This is a genomic window from Robertmurraya dakarensis (assembly GCF_900156875.1).
Taxonomy (GTDB): Bacteria; Bacillota; Bacilli; order Bacillales; family Cytobacillaceae; genus Robertmurraya; species Robertmurraya dakarensis.
In genome coordinates this window covers 3,023,551-3,040,433 of record NZ_LT707409.1, presented here as the reverse complement: position 1 = coordinate 3,040,433, position 16,883 = coordinate 3,023,551, and the positions used below count along the sequence as shown (strand labels likewise).

At 40.4% G+C, this 16,883-nt stretch carries 12 protein-coding genes and 1 pseudogene; 12 read left to right on the top strand and 1 reads right to left on the bottom strand.

The genetic code is table 11. The features are described 5' to 3' along the window. Window positions 1-10 precede the first annotated feature (10 nt). Window positions 11-643: a YigZ family protein gene (locus CZ487_RS23640; protein WP_077214824.1), complete on the bottom strand. Its 633-nt coding sequence runs from the start codon at window positions 641-643 to the stop codon at window positions 11-13. Between the two features lie 409 nt (window positions 644-1,052). Here CZ487_RS23640 and CZ487_RS23635 point away from each other — a divergent pair, with 409 nt between their 5' ends. The 12 genes and pseudogenes from CZ487_RS23635 to CZ487_RS27590 all read left to right on the top strand — a co-directional run bounded on the left by CZ487_RS23635 (window position 1,053) and on the right by CZ487_RS27590 (window position 16,848). Beyond that, on the top strand, window positions 1,053-2,186 hold the full coding sequence (locus CZ487_RS23635; protein ID WP_077214823.1) for a sensor histidine kinase: 1,134 nt from the start codon (window positions 1,053-1,055) through the stop codon (window positions 2,184-2,186). 59 nt (window positions 2,187-2,245) lie between these two features. After that, window positions 2,246-2,932 carry a response regulator gene (locus tag CZ487_RS23630; protein ID WP_077214822.1) on the top strand — a complete coding sequence of 229 codons (687 nt, stop codon included), beginning with the start codon at window positions 2,246-2,248 and terminating at the stop codon, window positions 2,930-2,932. Window positions 2,933-3,057: 125 nt separating this feature from the next. After that, window positions 3,058-3,207, top strand: coding sequence for a sporulation histidine kinase inhibitor Sda (gene sda, locus CZ487_RS23625; protein WP_237562933.1), 150 nt, complete (start codon window positions 3,058-3,060; stop codon window positions 3,205-3,207). A 164-nt stretch (window positions 3,208-3,371) separates the two neighbouring features. Then, window positions 3,372-4,211 carry a DegV family protein gene (locus tag CZ487_RS23620; protein WP_084783358.1) on the top strand — a complete coding sequence of 280 codons (840 nt, stop codon included), beginning with the start codon at window positions 3,372-3,374 and terminating at the stop codon, window positions 4,209-4,211. A 638-nt stretch (window positions 4,212-4,849) separates the two neighbouring features. Further along, a complete protein-coding gene (locus CZ487_RS23615) occupies window positions 4,850-6,343 on the top strand; it encodes an ATP-dependent helicase ComFA (RefSeq protein WP_077214820.1) in 1,494 nt (497 codons plus the stop codon). After that, window positions 6,340-7,044 carry a ComF family protein gene (locus CZ487_RS23610; protein ID WP_077214819.1) on the top strand — a complete coding sequence of 235 codons (705 nt, stop codon included), beginning with the start codon at window positions 6,340-6,342 and terminating at the stop codon, window positions 7,042-7,044. Before CZ487_RS23615 ends, CZ487_RS23610 begins: the two co-directional genes overlap by 4 nt. Before the next feature lie 136 nt (window positions 7,045-7,180). Next, a complete protein-coding gene (locus CZ487_RS23605) occupies window positions 7,181-7,615 on the top strand; it encodes a TIGR03826 family flagellar region protein (RefSeq protein WP_077214818.1) in 435 nt (144 codons plus the stop codon). 133 nt (window positions 7,616-7,748) lie between these two features. Beyond that, window positions 7,749-12,728 carry a hypothetical protein gene (locus CZ487_RS23600; RefSeq protein ID WP_077214817.1) on the top strand — a complete coding sequence of 1,660 codons (4,980 nt, stop codon included), beginning with the start codon at window positions 7,749-7,751 and terminating at the stop codon, window positions 12,726-12,728. Next, window positions 12,725-13,024 carry an EscU/YscU/HrcU family type III secretion system export apparatus switch protein gene (locus CZ487_RS23595; protein WP_202617869.1) on the top strand — a complete coding sequence of 100 codons (300 nt, stop codon included), beginning with the start codon at window positions 12,725-12,727 and terminating at the stop codon, window positions 13,022-13,024. The genes CZ487_RS23600 and CZ487_RS23595 overlap by 4 nt, the downstream gene beginning before the upstream one ends. A 58-nt stretch (window positions 13,025-13,082) precedes the next feature. Continuing rightward, a complete protein-coding gene (fliS, locus tag CZ487_RS23590; protein WP_237562932.1) occupies window positions 13,083-13,517 on the top strand; it encodes a flagellar export chaperone FliS in 435 nt (144 codons plus the stop codon). Between the two features lie 13 nt (window positions 13,518-13,530). Continuing rightward, window positions 13,531-13,950 (top strand): annotated as a pseudogene (locus CZ487_RS28210) (flagellin N-terminal helical domain-containing protein); the annotation flags it as partial. Between the two features lie 471 nt (window positions 13,951-14,421). Next, complete coding sequence (locus CZ487_RS27590; RefSeq protein ID WP_337189780.1) at window positions 14,422-16,848, top strand: flagellin; 2,427 nt, start codon at window positions 14,422-14,424, stop codon at window positions 16,846-16,848. The last annotated feature ends 35 nt before the right edge of the window (window positions 16,849-16,883 follow it).

Below are 16,883 nucleotides of genomic sequence, written 5' to 3'. Positions count from 1 at the left end.
AAGCGCAGTATTATGCATCTTCTTCTAAATAAAGCACGTCCCCTTCCGTGATTTCACATTGTCCATTTGTCAGTTCGATCATCCAATCTGTAAAGTTCTGAGTTTGTTCTTCTTCGACAAATGTTTCAATTTCCACATTGTCCAAGTAATGAATTTCTTTAATGGCGTACACAGAAGAGCGCAATTCATTCTCCAGTTTCCCGAGCCATGTGTAGTCAACCTTCGTATGCATGACCTTCATCAGCTTTCTTTCCACAACGCCAGTGGCATTGATGCCTTCGGAGGTTGCCTTTCCATAGGCACGGATAAGTCCGCCTGCTCCTAATTTTATTCCGCCGAAGTAGCGGGTTATGACAACCACTGTGTCTTTTAGACCCTTTTTTTTCAAAACTTCTAAAATCGGAACGCCGGCTGTACCGCTTGGTTCACCGTCATCATTCGCTTTTTGAATTCCATCGGTTTCTCCGATTAAATAAGCGGAGCAGTTATGTGTGGCATTCCAATGTTTCTTTTTTATGTTTTGGATGAACTCCTGTGCCTCTTCTTCTGTCTCAGCTCGGTCTACATGAGCGATGAATCTTGATTTTTCTATAACAATTTCGTGTTCTCCGTATCCTTTTACTGTATGGTAGCGGGGCAGCATGAAAAACATATCCTTTCCGTTTGGTAAATTTTAGATTTATTTACAATAGATTTTAGTGAATCGTGGGATGACCGTACAAAGTCCCTAATTTCATTATAATTCGACAATAACCTTACTTCAAATTATCATTCGTTTGTAAAGAAACTTTAATATAGGTAACTTTTAGTCATGGTATAATAGAATAGGTTTTTGTAAATAAAGTTTTGCATAGGTCTGTTTGGTTAGTAAAAGAATCCTAAGTAAATACTAGGATATAGGACATAGTCCGTAGAATAATCTCGGACTTTTTAACGATTTTTCAAGGAATTTCAAGTTTTTTCAAGCTCGGAATATAGTATCTTTGTTATTTTCACGCTAAAATATTTACAAAAACCTAAAGGGTTTTTTGGACCCTTGGAGGAATATGTATATGGCTAAAAAACTTGATACAAAAACCCTGGATCTCATTTTAGATAAAATGGTTGAGACAGTGGGTAATAGCAAAGATGAAATATTTCGCATTGGTGAACAATGCAGAATGGATTATGAGTCACTGACAGATGAACTAAAAGCTGTCAGAGATATGGTCGCGCAAATTATTGATGAAGGGGACAAGCTTGAAACCCAATCCAAGTTTGCAAGAAAGCGGCTTTCAGTCGTCAGCATGCATTTTAAAGACTATACAGAAGCAGAGGTACGTGAGGCGTACGAAAGGGCTCATCAATTACAGATGGACCTTACGATGAAGCGCCAAATGGAAAAACAGCTGCGTGACCGCAGAGATGATATTGAGCGCAGGCTAAATGGCTTAACAGAAACAATTGAACGAGCGGAGCATCTTGTTTCTCAAATTTCTGTTGTCATGAATTATTTAATGAGTGATCTAAAGCAGGTTGGGGAAGCACTTGAGGATGCCAAGATGAAGCAGGACTTTGGCTTAAAGATCATCGAGGCGCAAGAGGAAGAACGAAAACGTCTATCAAGGGAAATCCATGATGGCCCTGCTCAAATGATGGCGAACGTGATGATGCGTTCTGATTTAATTGAACGGGTCTACAAAGAGCAAGGGGCAAAGGAAGCATTTACAGAAGTAAGAAACTTGAAGAAAATGGTCCGCGGCGCCTTGTATGAAGTTCGACGCATTATTTATGATTTGCGACCAATGGCACTTGATGATTTAGGATTAGTTCCAACCCTCAAAAAATATTTGCAAACCATCGAAGAATATCATGATAGTACGAAAATTTCTTTTGCGAATATCGGGGAGATAAAAAGACTTCCTTCCAAATACGAGGTCGCTCTTTTCCGGCTTGTTCAGGAATCGGTTCAAAATGCCTTAAAGCATGCCGATGCGAAGGAAATAAAGGTAAGACTTGAAATTAATGATTCAAAGGTCACTGTCATCGTCAAGGATGACGGAAAGGGCTTTGATGTGAATGAAAGAAAAGCCGAATCGTTTGGTCTCATCGGAATGCGGGAAAGAGTAGATATACTTGATGGCCAGATCGCGATTGACTCAAAGATTGGCGCTGGAACGGTAGTGCTTATTCAAGTTCCATACTAGTCTAAAAATAATACGAACAAACAAACAGAAAACGTAGAAGGGCATAGGGAGGCGAAGCAATGACTACCAAGATTATTATTATTGACGACCACCAGTTGTTTAGAGAAGGGGTTAAAAGGATTCTTGATTTTGAAAAATCCTTTGAAGTTGTAGCTGAAGGTGATGACGGAAGCGAGGCAGTTGCATTAGTTGAAGAGCATAATCCAGATGTGGTAATCATGGACATCAATATGCCAAATATCAATGGAGTTGAAGCAACTCGTCAATTAATTGAAAAATATCCGGGGACTCGTGTGATTATTTTATCGATACATGATGATGAAAACTATGTTCAGCATGCGCTGAAAACAGGTGCCAGCGGTTATCTGCTGAAAGAAATGGACGCAGATGCGCTAGTGGAAGCGGTAAAAGTGGTTGCGGACGGAGGAGCTTACCTGCATCCGAAAGTAACGCATAATCTTGTGAAAGAATATCGCAGATTGGCGCTTGAAGAAACTGCTGGCAGCGGCAGCTATGTACAGCAGGTTGAAATTCGACGCCCGCTGCATTTATTAACACGCCGTGAATGTGAAGTTCTTCAGCTTCTAGCTGATGGAAAAAGCAACCGCGGTATCGGCGAAGCTTTATTTATCAGTGAAAAAACGGTTAAAAACCACGTAAGTAACATCCTGCAAAAAATGAATGTAAACGACCGTACTCAAGCCGTTGTTGTCGCAATTAAGAATGGCTGGGTAGAGGTAAAATAAGAAACACGCTTCGGCGTGTTTTTTTTTATTCGTGAACAACTTATGACAAATGAGGTGAATAACTTTACAAAGCCGCTGGTTCTAATAAAATGGATAGTATATAAGACATATGACATATGGGGGATATGATGACAGCTTCACTATTCATGCTATCGGATATTACATTAGTTGAAACGTATCATAAAGCCGTTGGTCTCGGTTTAGACAAAGAATTTATCCTGCTATTAGATAAGGAAATTAGGCGTCGTGGGTTGGAAAAGAGAAAAGTAAGTTAAATAAATATTTAGCGGTGACTCTATGGTTTCATAGGGTCATTTTGGCGTTTACAACATGATTATATTGTTAATTCTGCTTGAAGCATGCATTTTTGATGGTTTTCATATAAAATAAATTTAAACAAATAGTAGAAAAAATGAATGATAAGGATGGTAACCCCTATATGAAAACGGCAGTTGTCACGGACAGTACCGCGTACATCCCGAAAGAATTGCGAGAAAAGTTAAATATACATATGATCCCGCTAAGCGTCATTTTTGGGAATGAAACCTACCAGGAAGAAGTCGATATTGAAGCAAGCGATTTCTACGAAATGGTAAAGGATAAAGAGCTTCCGACCACCTCCCAGCCATCGATTGGGCAGTTCGTTACGCTATTCGAAAAGCTAAGGGAAGATTATGATGCGGTGATTAGCATTCATCTGTCAAGCGGAATTAGCGGCACCTATCAAGGAGCTGTATCGGCCGGCGATATGGTGGAAGGAATCAAGGTCATCCCGTTTGATTCGGAAATTAGCGCGATGGTTCAGGGTTTTTACGTGCTGGAGGCTGCGGAAATGGCAGCTGCAGGCAAAGAGCTGGAAGAGATTATGGGCCGGTTGGAAGAAATGAGGCATTCTCTTACAGCTTATTTTATGGTCGATGATTTATCTCATCTTCAGCGGGGAGGACGCCTTTCAAGTGCACAGGCGCTAATCGGAAGCTTGCTGCAAGTAAAACCGCTGCTTCACTTTGAAAATAAACTCATTGTTCCGTTTGAAAAAATCCGTACACGCAAAAAAGCGATGAAGCGCATTGTTGAGCTGTTGGAAGAAGACGCAAAAAGCGGCGATGCTTACCGAGCTGTGATTATCCATGCGAATCGCGAGGAAGAAGCACGGGAATGGAAAGCTGAGCTAGAGGGAAAGCTTCCGAATGTGGAATTTATGATTAGCTACTTTGGTCCGGTTATCGGTACCCATCTAGGTGAAGGATCGATGGGATTGGGCTGGGTGAAAAAATAAGGATTTGGTTTTGCCATCTGGCTGTTATGGTCGGGTGGCTTTTTTATGTATCGAGGCCAATGTTTTTATTGGCTAAAGGCCCGAATAGTGCTATTAATACGTATTGTGGGAGATAAGGGGATTTCTATTGAACCGAATCACGAAAATTTATCGCATGTTGGGCCATTAGGCAGGTTCTAATGAACGGTTTTAACTCTGATATAACAAATTGGGGTCATGAGCGCTTGCTGGGTTCATAAAAATTAGCAGAGTTCTCCTGGTATACAGAATTTAGAGAGAAAGTAGTTTCTTCTCCCCAAGTTATGGTTTACCAGTGAAATAGGAAATTACCGGTTTTTGGAGGCTCTAAAGACCCGATAAGTGTTGAAAATATGATTTATGGTCCTTAAGAAGATTTCTAATGAACCAACTCACTAAAATTTTCATCAGTTTGGGCAATAAGGCAGATTCTAATGAACGGTTTTAACCCCATAATATCAAATTGGGGTCATGAGCGCTTGCTCAGTTCCTAAATCTGAAAAAGTTAACTAGAGAGCAGCCTATTTTTGGTAGTATTCTATTACAAGAATGATATAATTAGTTCAGATTAGCTGCTAAGTAATCCGGCTCCTAAACCATCCACAAAAGAGGTGTATTCCTTGAAATTTGCCATTATCAACGAAAGGCTAGTCCCTGAACCACTGCTTCATCAACAAGAACCCACCTACCCTATCTCAAACATCGAAACCATTCCCCAGCCGCCAATTAACAAAGATTACTCCTTCAATCACGACCTGCAAAACCTGCTAACTGGAAAACAACTCCCACTAGATGAACTCCCATACTCGATCCATGAAATCCACCAGCATTACGAAAATGGCTGCCTTATCTATCGGAAGGGCATTACTTTTCAAAAAGGAAAAGCGAAATGCGAACGTTGCGGAAATACTGATCAAAATTGGTTTGCGGCTTACCCATGTTCACGCTGCGGTACTTCTTGTACCTACTGTCGAAGGTGTCTGATGATGGGCCGTGTGAGTGCTTGTACACCATTGTGCAGCTGGAGCGTAGTAAACAGTTTTAGTACCAATAATTCACAGCTCGCCTGGACAGGCACTCTATCCCAAGGACAGCAAACCGCCTCAACCCGTGTTTGCGAATCGGTTGCGAATGATTCGGTACTCCTGGTCTGGGCCGTATGCGGTGCTGGAAAAACTGAGGTGCTTTTCGAAGGGATTGAAAGAGCACTTCAGCAGCAAAAAAGAGTCTGTATTGCTACACCGCGGACCGATGTTGTCCTTGAATTAACACCGAGATTGCAGGCCGTCTTCCCACACATCCAGGTTGCTTCTCTTTATGGAGGTTCCGAAGACCGCCACAAGCAATCACCTCTCACGATCGCAACGATCCACCAGCTGCTTCGGTTTTACAAAGCGTTCGACACGATTATTTTAGATGAAGTCGATGCATTTCCTTACTCAGTCGATGAAACCCTTCAATACGCTGTCAAAAATGCCCGCAAAGATCAGTCATCCATGATCTACCTTACAGCTACACCAAACCCGAAATGGCGTAAAGAGTGCCGTCTTGGAAAAAGAAACTTTGTGACGATCCCGGCAAGATTCCATCGTCATCCTTTACCCGTTCCGGAATTTGTATGGTGCGGCAGATGGCAAAAGCCTCTCAAAAACGGCAAACTTCCGCAAATACTTATGAAGTGGCTGCACCAAAGACTTCAATCTCAAACACAAGCTCTCCTATTTATCCCGAAAATTGACTTAATTCCAGTCATCCTTCCCATACTCCATAAGCTTCATCCAAAAATAGAAGCCGTCCACGCTGAAGATCCGCAGCGAAAAGAAAAAGTTCAAAGGATGCGCAACAAAGAAATCCCTATCCTCATTACAACAACCATTTTAGAAAGGGGAGTGACGTTTCCTAATTTAGATGTCGCGGTCCTCGGTGCCGAAGACCGAATTTTTACCGAAAGCGCCCTCGTGCAAATCGCCGGCAGGGTTGGCCGCAGCAAGCAATATCCAACGGGAAACATTACCTTTTTCCATTTTGGAAGAACCGAAGCAATGACTAGCGCTAGAAAACAAATTTTATCAATGAATAAAGAAGCGGTGGAGAAAGGGCTGGTGGATGTATGAGTGACTACTGCTTATCCTGCCACAGTGGGCTAATCCCAGAAGTCAGCTGGTCGATCTTTTTTACAAAAACCGTTCCGACATACTTATGTTCAAGCTGTGAAAACCAGCTAACTCTAGTAGGAGGCCCAACCTGTAAAATCTGCGACCGCCCACTTGAAAAATTAGACCCGCAATACGTCATTGGTGCTACCTGCTACGATTGCGTCCGTTGGGAAGAGGATCCCGAGTGGCAGAGTGCTCTCTTAAAAAATCATTCTATCTACGTTTACAATGACTTTTTAAAAGAAGTCATCTCTCAATACAAATTCCGTGGGGATTATATTATTGCTAAGGCTTTTTCGGAGAATATCCGCAAAAAAATCAAGACAATCGACTATGACATTCTTGTTCCGATTCCTCTAAGCAAAGAACGCCAATACGAGCGGGGCTTCAACCAATCAGAAGGTCTTATCGTAGAGGCTGGCTTTCAACCGACAAATTTTCTTCAACGAATTCACAGCGAAAAACAATCAAAGAAATCCCGACATGACCGAATACATGTGCAGCAGGTGTTTCGATGTATTGGAAGTGACCTCAGCGATAAAAGAATTCTATTAATCGATGATATTTACACAACAGGGTCTACCCTCAGACATGCAGCAAAACTATTAAAAGAGGAGGGGGCCCAATCGGTTTCATCCCTAACTCTGGCTCGAGGCTAAGTGATAGCAGCTGCTAGCATTGAGATAATAGATTGCTAGCGTGTGATAGCATCTGTCTTAAAAAATTCATTTTCAACCTTTCTCGCATAAGGCTATAATGAAATCAAACAAGACTGGCTGGAGAGGAGTTTTGAAGGTGGATGAAATAACAAGCTGCCCAAATTGCGGCGACATTTTTGTTAAAAATAAATTTCGCGATGTCTGTCAAAAGTGTTGGAAGGCAGAAGAAGAGGCTTACGAAAAGGTCTACAAGTTTATTAGAAAAAGAGAAAACCGTGCAGCAACGATGCAGCAAGTGGTGGATGCGACAGAAGTGGAAGAGGAATTGATCTTAAAGTTTATTAAAAAAGGACGCTTGCAAACTGCTCAGTTTCCAAACTTAGGTTATCCGTGTGATAAGTGTGGGAAGGTCATTCAAACGGGAAAGCTTTGTGCTGGCTGTGCCGAGGAATTAAGAAAAGAATTGGAAGCTCATACTGCGCAAGTGGAATGGAAAAAAGAAATCGAAGAAAGATCAAAAAATAATACTTATTTTGCAGTTGACGAGAAATATCGAGGAAGAAATGATTGATGGTACCATGGCTCAGAGCTATGGTATTTTTTTGCGGAAATTTTTTCAATGGGGCAATTACCCTAAACGAATTAAGATAAACACTTTTCAACCGATATAATAGTCAGAATGCTATACGGTCGGAGTGAGATTTATGCAAATTACTGTTCAAAATCAAATAAATCCTTCTATACAATCAAATGAAGCCCCTATTGAACTGAAGCAGGGGGAAGTTTATAAAGCGCAAATAAAAGAAAAATTGAGTGATTCCGAAGCACTTATTTCAATAAGAGGCAGGGAAATCAAAGCGAAGTTTGAAGGCGGTGTCCCTGCAGGTGATCGCCCCACTGTACAAGTGACAGGAAAGCAGGAACAGCTGGCTCTTGTAAAAGAAATTATTCCTGAAGCTCCAAAGGGGAAGCAAGCGGTTTCCAGTGAAGCGAAGGTTTTTAAAAGTGTAGGTTTAACGGCAGGGGATAGTCCTGAACTGAAACAAGCTGTTAAGTTAATTTTCGACAAAGGGCAGCCTCTTTCAAAAGAGGTTGTCCAGGAGCTTAAGACCTTTTTTGAAAAAGCTGAAGGAACAACGCAGTCGAAGAATGACACTATCAAAGCACTCGTCAATAAGGGGCTGGAAGTGACCCAGACCCATTTGCGTTCCATTCATGAAGCTCTGCACGGCAAGCCTTTGAATGAAGTGCTAACCAATATTGCAAAAGAAGTGAATCCTAACTTTGATCCTAGTAAGGAACCGGTCAGTGAGTTTTCGAAACAAAAGATCGTGAAAGAACCAGTGTCTACTCCTGTAGTGGAAGTGAAAAAAGGTCAGGAGAAGTCCCAGACTTCACAACATGTTATTGAAAATAAGAAACACGGTGAGATTATTGCAAATGTGCGAAAAATGGTAGAACAAGAGCCTGATTTACAAAAGGCGATTCAAAAAGTAAAGGATGAAATCATCGCCAATCCAAAAATAGATCGTGAACATGTGAAGCAGATTGAAAAAGCTGCTTACGAAGCAGAAAAACTGCAATCAATTGGGAAAGAACGTCTGGTTCAGGCTCTAAAAACGGCAGAAACACAAATTGCAGCAAAAGAGCCAGTTCAAAAAAGTGAGCAATTCAACGTAAAAGCTAGCAGTGAAACAGTGTCGTTAAAAAACTTAATAAACGAAGTCCGTACCAATCCGAACTTGCAAAAATCGATTGAAAAAGTTCAAACAGAGATTTTGAAGAATAACCTAATTCCAAGTGAAAAAACTGGCCAGGTCGAAAAGGCAATCAATGAAGCAAGCACTCTTTTAAGACAAGGAAGAATTACAACGGGTAAGGAAGTGCTAAGCCGAGCTCTGTTAGAAATTGAGAATGATGTTAATAGATTTAATGAAAACAAGCAGCTACTAAATACTTCGAAACAATCTGAGGCAGTTAAGCAAGTTATTGCAGCGGTGAAACAGGAACCTAATTTGCAAAAAGCAGTGGAGCAAGTTCGTGAGCAGGTCGTTAATAATCCAAAACTGGATCGTGAAGTAGCACAAAAGGTAGAAAGAGCGGTTCGTGAAGCTGTGCAGCTGCAACAAATCGGTCGAGAAAGTGCCGGTCGTGAAAGACTCGTCCAGGCCTTAAATCAAGCAGAAGTGGAACAGACTCAAGTTGAGTCGCGCAAAGCTAATGTGGAACCACGCCCAAGCGAAGTGGTAAAACAAGTAAAAGAAACGGTTCAGCAAGAACCAAAGCTACAAAAAGCTGTAGACCAAGTTCGTGAACAAGTCGTAAATAATCCGAAAATAGATCGTGAAACAGCACAAAAAGTAGAAAAAGCAGTCCATGAAGCAGTGCAGCTTCAACAGGCAGGTAAAGAGGGATCAGGCCGAGAGAAACTAGTCCAGGCCCTAAATCAAGCGGAAGTAGAACTCAGTCAGGCGGAATCACGAAGAGCTAATGCAGAAGCGCGACCAAATGAAGTAGTGAAACAAGTAAAAGAAGGCGTCCAACAGGAACCAAAGCTACAAAAAGCAGTAGACCAAGTTCGTGAACAAGTTTTAAACAATCCGAAAATAGATCGTGAAACAGCACAAAAAGTAGAAAGAGCTGTGCGAGAAGCAGTGCAACTCCAACAAGCGGGTCGAGAAGGATCAGGCCGAGAAAAGCTCGTTCAAGCCTTAAATCAAGCGGAAGTCGAACTTAGTCAATCAGAATCACGAAGAGCTAATGCAGAAGCGCGACCAAGTGAAGTAATGAAACAAGTAAAAGAAGCAGTCCAACAGGAACCGAAGTTACAAAAAGCAGTAGACCAAGTTCGTGAACAAGTTTTAAACAATCCGAAAATAGATCGTGAAACAGCACAAAAGGTAGATAAAGCTGTCCGTGAGGAAGTGCAGCTTCAACAGGTAAGTAAAGAAGGAGCAGGCCGGGAGAAACTCGTCCAGGCCTTAAATCAAGCGGAAGTAGAACTTAGTCAGGCAGAATCACGAAGAGCTAATGCGGAAGCGCGACCAAGTGAAGTAGTGAAACAAGTAAAAGAAGCGGTCCAACAGGAACCGAAGTTACAAAAAGCAGTAGAGCAAATACGCGACCAAGTGGTTAACAACCCAAGAATTGATAGAGAAGTAGCTCAAAAAGTAGAAAGAGCTGTGCGAGAAACGGTGCAGCTTCAACAAGTAGGTAAAGAAGGAGTAGGCCGAGAGAAACTGGTTCAGGCGTTGAAGCAAGCAGAAGCTGAACTTAGTCAATCGGAAACTCGTCGATCTACATCAGAACTACGTCCGAGCGAAGCTATTAAGCAAGTAAAAGAAGCTGTCCAACGGGAGCCAAAGTTACAAAAAGCAGTAGACCAAGTGCGTGACCAAGTCGTTAATAATCCGAAAATAGACCGGGAAGTAGCACAAAAAGTGGAAAGAACTGCACGAGAAGCAGTTCAACTTCAACAAGCAGGCCGAGAGGGATTGGGCCGAGAGAAACTCGTCCAGGCATTAACCCAAGCGGAAGTAGAACTCAGTCAGGCAGAATCACGAAAATCTATTGCGGAAACGAAACCAAGCGAATTTGTAAAACAAGTAAAAGAATCGGTTCAACAGGAGACAAGGCTGCAAAAAGCAGCAGACCAAGTGCGCGACCAAATCGTTAACAATCCAAAAATCAACCCAGAAGTGGCCAAAAGTGTCGATAAAGCAGTGCGTGAAGCAGAGGTGCTGCAAAGGGCAGGTAAAGAGACAACTGGTCGTGAACGTTTAACAGAAGTGTTAACTAAAGCTCAAACCGAACTTACTAAGATGGAGTCTAGTGCCCAAAGGGATTCTCAGCAAGTAACACTAAAAGATTCCATCAAACAAATTCGCGAACAGCTTCAAACAGAAGCTGATATCAAAAAGGTTTTGCCCAAAGTACATGACCAAATTATTAATGATAAAAATATAAAACCTGAGGTTGCTAGGGATATAGAGAAGGCCGCTAAGCAAGCCAATCAGTTAGATCAGGCAGGTCGAGATCGATTGGTTAAAATGCTGCAGCAGGTGGAACAATCCTTAAAGCAACCAGCTTCCAATCAGGAGGTAAGTACTGTAAGCCAACCTGAAAAGCAAGTCAATCAGGCCCAAAACATAACTAATCAACCGCAGCCAAAGGTTAATGAGAACCAGGAAGAAGTTCAACAGCCGCAAATAAAATTGCCAAGTGAAACGATCAAACAGGCCTTAAAACAACTTCAATCAGAGGCGAACCTGGATGAGGCATTGAATCTTGTAAGAAAAGAGATTTCTAGTAATCCAAATATTAATCTCGACCATGTTGGAAAAATAGAAAAGGCAATAGAGCAAGCGGAGCAGCTAAACGACAAAGGACGTGAAATGGCTGCGAGGCAGCATATATCTAGAGAACTATCAGACTTGCAGCAAACCGTTGCAAAAGCAGAGCCTAGAATAAGTGAGGGAAATTCCAACCCAGTTAACCAATATGAACTAAATGAGCAGCTGCAGTCTTTGCAAATTCAATCGAAGGATATTTTAGTCACCAAGATTACGCAGAAACTAGCAGAAGTAACTCGCGAGTTCAGGGAGCTAAAAAGAGAGATTACAAGAAATCTAGATAGTGTGAAACGAATAATCGATACTTATAAGCAGAATGCTTATCCGCAGGCAAAACAGATGTTAGAAACGGCAATCAGCAAACTGGATAATACTATTTTAAAAAGCGATATGATGCTTTTTACCGATATGAAGACAGAAAGAGAACTACTTCAGGCAAGCAGTCAATTAGCCGACGCGAAAAAATTACTAGCTAAAGGTGATTTTTCGCAGGCATCCAAAATTGTAGGAGAAGTCAAAGACCTTATCGATAAAATGAATTTCAAACCTTCTGATCAAAAAGTGATGCATTATGTAGGGAAGGAAAGCTTAGCTCTTGAAAATAAGGGGAATCAAGCTCTTTTAGAAAATGCGGCACGAGGTTTCACGATGACAGAACCATCTGCACGCCAAATGTTTGAAACAGTGCGCTCTATGGGGCTGAATCATGATAGTGAATTAGCGAATTCTTTAGTTTTTAAAAATGGAGATCAATCACAGCAAGAGCAGCAACAGCATCAAAATAATATAAAGGCTGTGTTGATGAAGCTTCAAAATGAAGAAGCTGGAACTCGTGTTGCCCAACAAGCTGAGCAAGCCCTAAACAATCTGACCGGACAACAGCTATTAAGCAAATCGGACTCTTCAGGAACAATGCAAAGTATGTTGTTTAACCTTCCGATGTTATTAGGAGGGAATCCAGAAAATATACAGGTTTACGTGAATTCCCAAAATGAAGGACAGCAGGTTGATTGGGAAAACTGTAACCTTTACTTTTTACTAGAAACGAAAAAGCTTGGTGATGTAGGTATCATGCTTTCTTCAACAGATCGGAATCTATCTATTACGGTGAAAAATGACAAACCTGGCTTTAAAGAGAAAATGGTACCAATCGCGAGTTTGGCAAAAGAACGATTAAAGGATATCGGATATAACGTTGGCAGCATTCACATTACAAGGATGACTCCAGTTCAAGCAGGTTCAAGCGAGGGCATAAACCAGGAATCAGAATCCATTAAACAAAAGGAAATTAGACCAATATTTACCGAGAAGGGAATGGATTTTAAAATATGATGGTGTCGAATTTTTATAATCAAAAAAGACGTAAAGAACTAAACGGCCCTTCTGCAGCAGTTATTAAATACGACGAGGAATCTAGTAAATCACCGATTGTTGTCGCCCAGGGAAAAGGGCAGGTTGCACAGCAAATTATTGAGTTGGCCAAGAAAAACAACATTCACATGCAGGAGGATTCCTCCCTTGTTGCCAACTTGCTAGATATGGATTTAGGGGATAATATCCCTCCGCAACTATACTCGGTCATGGCAGAAATTTTACTTTTACTCGAAGAAATCGAGAAAAACTACTAAACACTTTTCGACTTTTTCCGATAAAAATAACAGATAACCAAATGGAGGTGCACATATTGTGTACGACTTCTTAACGGAAGAAATGATATTTAAAAAAACACCGCAAGAAATTACAGCACTGCTGTATGAAGCATGTATAGATACATTGGAAGAAGCGATATCAGCGATTAGAAAGAAAGATTACTTTTATTCGAATCGATTATTAAAAAAAGCCCATGATATCATCTATCGTTTAGATGCTGGGTTAAACTATAACGCAGGCATTGTCGCAGACCAACTCGATGCGTTGTATGACTATATGTCAGAAAAGGTGATTGCAGCCAATATTAATAAAGATATTGCAGCTATCGAAGAAGTATTGAACATTTTAAATGAAATTAGTGCATCTTGGAATGAATCACTGAAAAAACATAAAACAGCAAAACCAGCAGGCAATCTTCTTCTTCGTCAAAAAAGTCTTGCCTATGAAAAACATATACAAACGATAGAATAGGAGAAAAGAAGACATGAGAATTAATAATAATATTCAAGCCTTAAATGCGTATCGAAATCTATCTATGAATCAAACAAATACAGGGAAAAATTTAGAAAAATTATCTTCAGGGATGAGAATTAATCGTGCCGCAGATGATGCAGCAGGTCTAGCCATCTCTGAAAAAATGCGTGCTCAAATTCGCGGCTTAGAAATGGCAGAAAGAAACTCTTTAGACGGAATCTCTCTTATTCAAACAGCAGAGGGTGCTCTAACAGAAGTGCACAGCATGTTGCACCGTATGCGTGAACTAGCTGTACAAGCAGCAAACGACACAAACACAGAATCAGATCGTAAAGAAATCCAAAAAGAAGTAGATCAACTGACATCAGAAATTAATCGGATTGGAAATGCGACTGAGTTTAACAGCAAGAAACTTTTAAATGGCGGATCTACAAAAGTTGCACCGGAAGTTAACAAAGCTGGGGTTGCATTGGCTACAGGAGAAGTGAAATATACAGAACTTACAGAGAGTGTTAAAGCAGAAAGTTTTAATGCTGTTGAAATAGTAGAAAGTAAAACGCTTGTCCCAGGGAAATATTCAATAAGTATTCAAGCTTTTGCCGATGGTGATACATTAAACATTGATGGATTGCCAATTACATTTGAAAATGGTGGTACTGGTAATATTGACCCTTCAGTAGATGTTAGCCCAGAGGATCAGGTCGAAGCTCTTGTTACGTATATAAATTCAAAAACAGCAACAGGTGAAATCGGGGAAAAATATACAGCCTCAATTGATTCGTTAGATGATACTAAAATTATTCTTACTCAAAATACTGGATCTCTATCATTAACACCGCCAGTTGTCGAAAAAACAACAAACTCTACTATAACTACTGCGGAAACAGTATCAAATGTACCAATGGATGCCTATGCATTTGACGTTTCAACTTTATCCGCAGGTGATGGTGATACATTAACAATCGATAGTTTTACATCGATTACATTTGAAGATGATGGCACTGGAGTTGTAAATACCACTGATTTGCCTCAGGACCAAGCAAATGCTATCGTTAACCATATTAATTCAGTAGCAAATGGACCAGGACAAGTTGGAGAAAAGTATACAGCTTCAGTTGATCCAAACAATAATACTAAAGTAATCCTTACAGAAAATACCGGTTCAGAAGTTGAACCTAATTTAGTCCATAATGGCAGTCCAGTAACACTAGAAAACATACACGAAGATGAGCATACTTATATTGTTTCAACGTTATTTGCCGATGGTGATACTTTAACAATTGATGGATTACCAATTACATTTGCAAATGACGGAAGTGGTAATATTAACCCTTCAATAGATGCTAGTCCAGAGGATCAGGCAGATGCTCTCGTTACTTATATAAATTCAAACACCGGATCAGGAGAAGTCGGAGGAAAATATACAGCCTCTATTGATGATACAGACCCTACCAAAATCATTTTAACAGAGAAAACGGGATCAACAGTTGCGCCTGCCATAAGCAAGACCTCTTCTTCGACTGTGAATACACCACTTGCTGTTACTGAAGAGGCAGCATATTCGGCTGAACAGCAAGGCGTTTATGAATTTGAACTTACTGATGGGTTCCTCTCTAGGTTACAAGACGGGGATACTGTTTATGTAGGAAGTGTACCCTTCACAGCGAAAAATGGAGGTACACTTGCTAGCGGTGAATTTGATATTAGCTCTGGAAATCTATCAACAGTACTTACATCTTTAAAAACAGCGGTTGACGGAAATTCGATTTTAAGTACAAGATTTGGATCATCAATATCTGGTGATAAATTAGTACTTACTGAAAATTCTGGACAAGAAGCTGGGAGTACTTTATCAGATAGTAATGTTAAAGCTGAAACTGCTGGAGTATATTCACTAGAAATCTCAGAAATGTTTATTAAAGGTGAGCAGATTACAATTGGTAATCAAGTTTTTGAATTCGTTTCAACAGGTGCCGATAACTCTGCTGGACAAATTAATGTGGGTAGTACACCTTCTGAACAAGCAGAAAATATTAAAAGGGCGATTGAGAGTTCAGATTTAGATGATACGTATGGAGTTAATGTAGTTGACAACAAAATTACATTAACTGAAAAAACAGGACTAGCCACTGGAACTGCACCGACAATAGAACGAATTGGTAATACACAAGGTACTGTATACTTTAACGAACTTTCACCAGGAGATGCTTCTTCAAAAGCTAAATATGTCATTGAAGTGACGAATGTCTTTAGAGAGAATGAGGTATTGAAGTTAGGTGGGGTAGACTTTAAAGGTGTTCTTGGAGCAACTACAGCATCTGATTCAGAATTTAGTGTAGATGGAAATGCAATTAATCAAGCTGATAGTCTCATGCAAGCTATTGAAGCGAAATTTGGTTCTGCTTATAATGTAACAAGAAGTGGTACTACTTTAACATTAGAAGCTATTGCAAATGGACCTGGTGCATTAACTCCTCCAGAAACAGATTTAACTGCGGCAATTGCTGGTGAATATAGCTTCAATATCGAACGTTCTATTGTTGGCCAATCTTTTACAATTGATGGTGTAGAAATAGATGTAGTTAATGATTCAACGAAGTATAATGAAGATGTTAATACTGGCTATGCAATGCGTCATAGCAGCAGTTTGTCTGAACAGGCAGAAAATCTACGAAATGCGATTGAGAGAAATCCAGAGTTAGGTAAGAAGTATTTAGTTACAGGAACAGGAAATGAAATTAAATTACAACAAAGACCTGGATATGAAACGTCTGTTTTACCGCAAATTATGCTTTCCAATGCTGGTGATGGAGATGTATTCAAATCCAACTTACAAATTGGACCGAACCAACATCAAATTATGACAGTTGAATTGAATGATATTCGTTCACCGGAAATTGGAATTTCTACAACAGATCCAAGAACGCCTATAAAAGATATAAATGGCGATATCATTGAAGGTGCAGCATACAATGTAATTAAAAATGTCTCTAATGGCATTAATGAAGGATTCGTGGAATATTCTATCGATGTGACTTCATTTGAGAAAGCTTCTGCTGCAATTAAAGTATTTGATACAGCCATCGAAAGAATTAGTGGCGAAAGAGCTTCTCTTGGGGCGTTACAAAATCGCTTAGAGCATACAATCAATAACTTACAAGTAACAAATGAAAACTTAACATCTTCTGAATCACGTATTAGAGATGTCGATATGGCGAAAGAAATGACAGATTTCACAAAGAACAATATCTTGAACCAATCTGCTCAAGCGATGTTAGCTCAAGCGAACCAATTGCCACAAGGTATTCTTCAATTATTACAAGGCTAATCTATAGTAGAGGAGAGAGAACATGTACTTCTCTC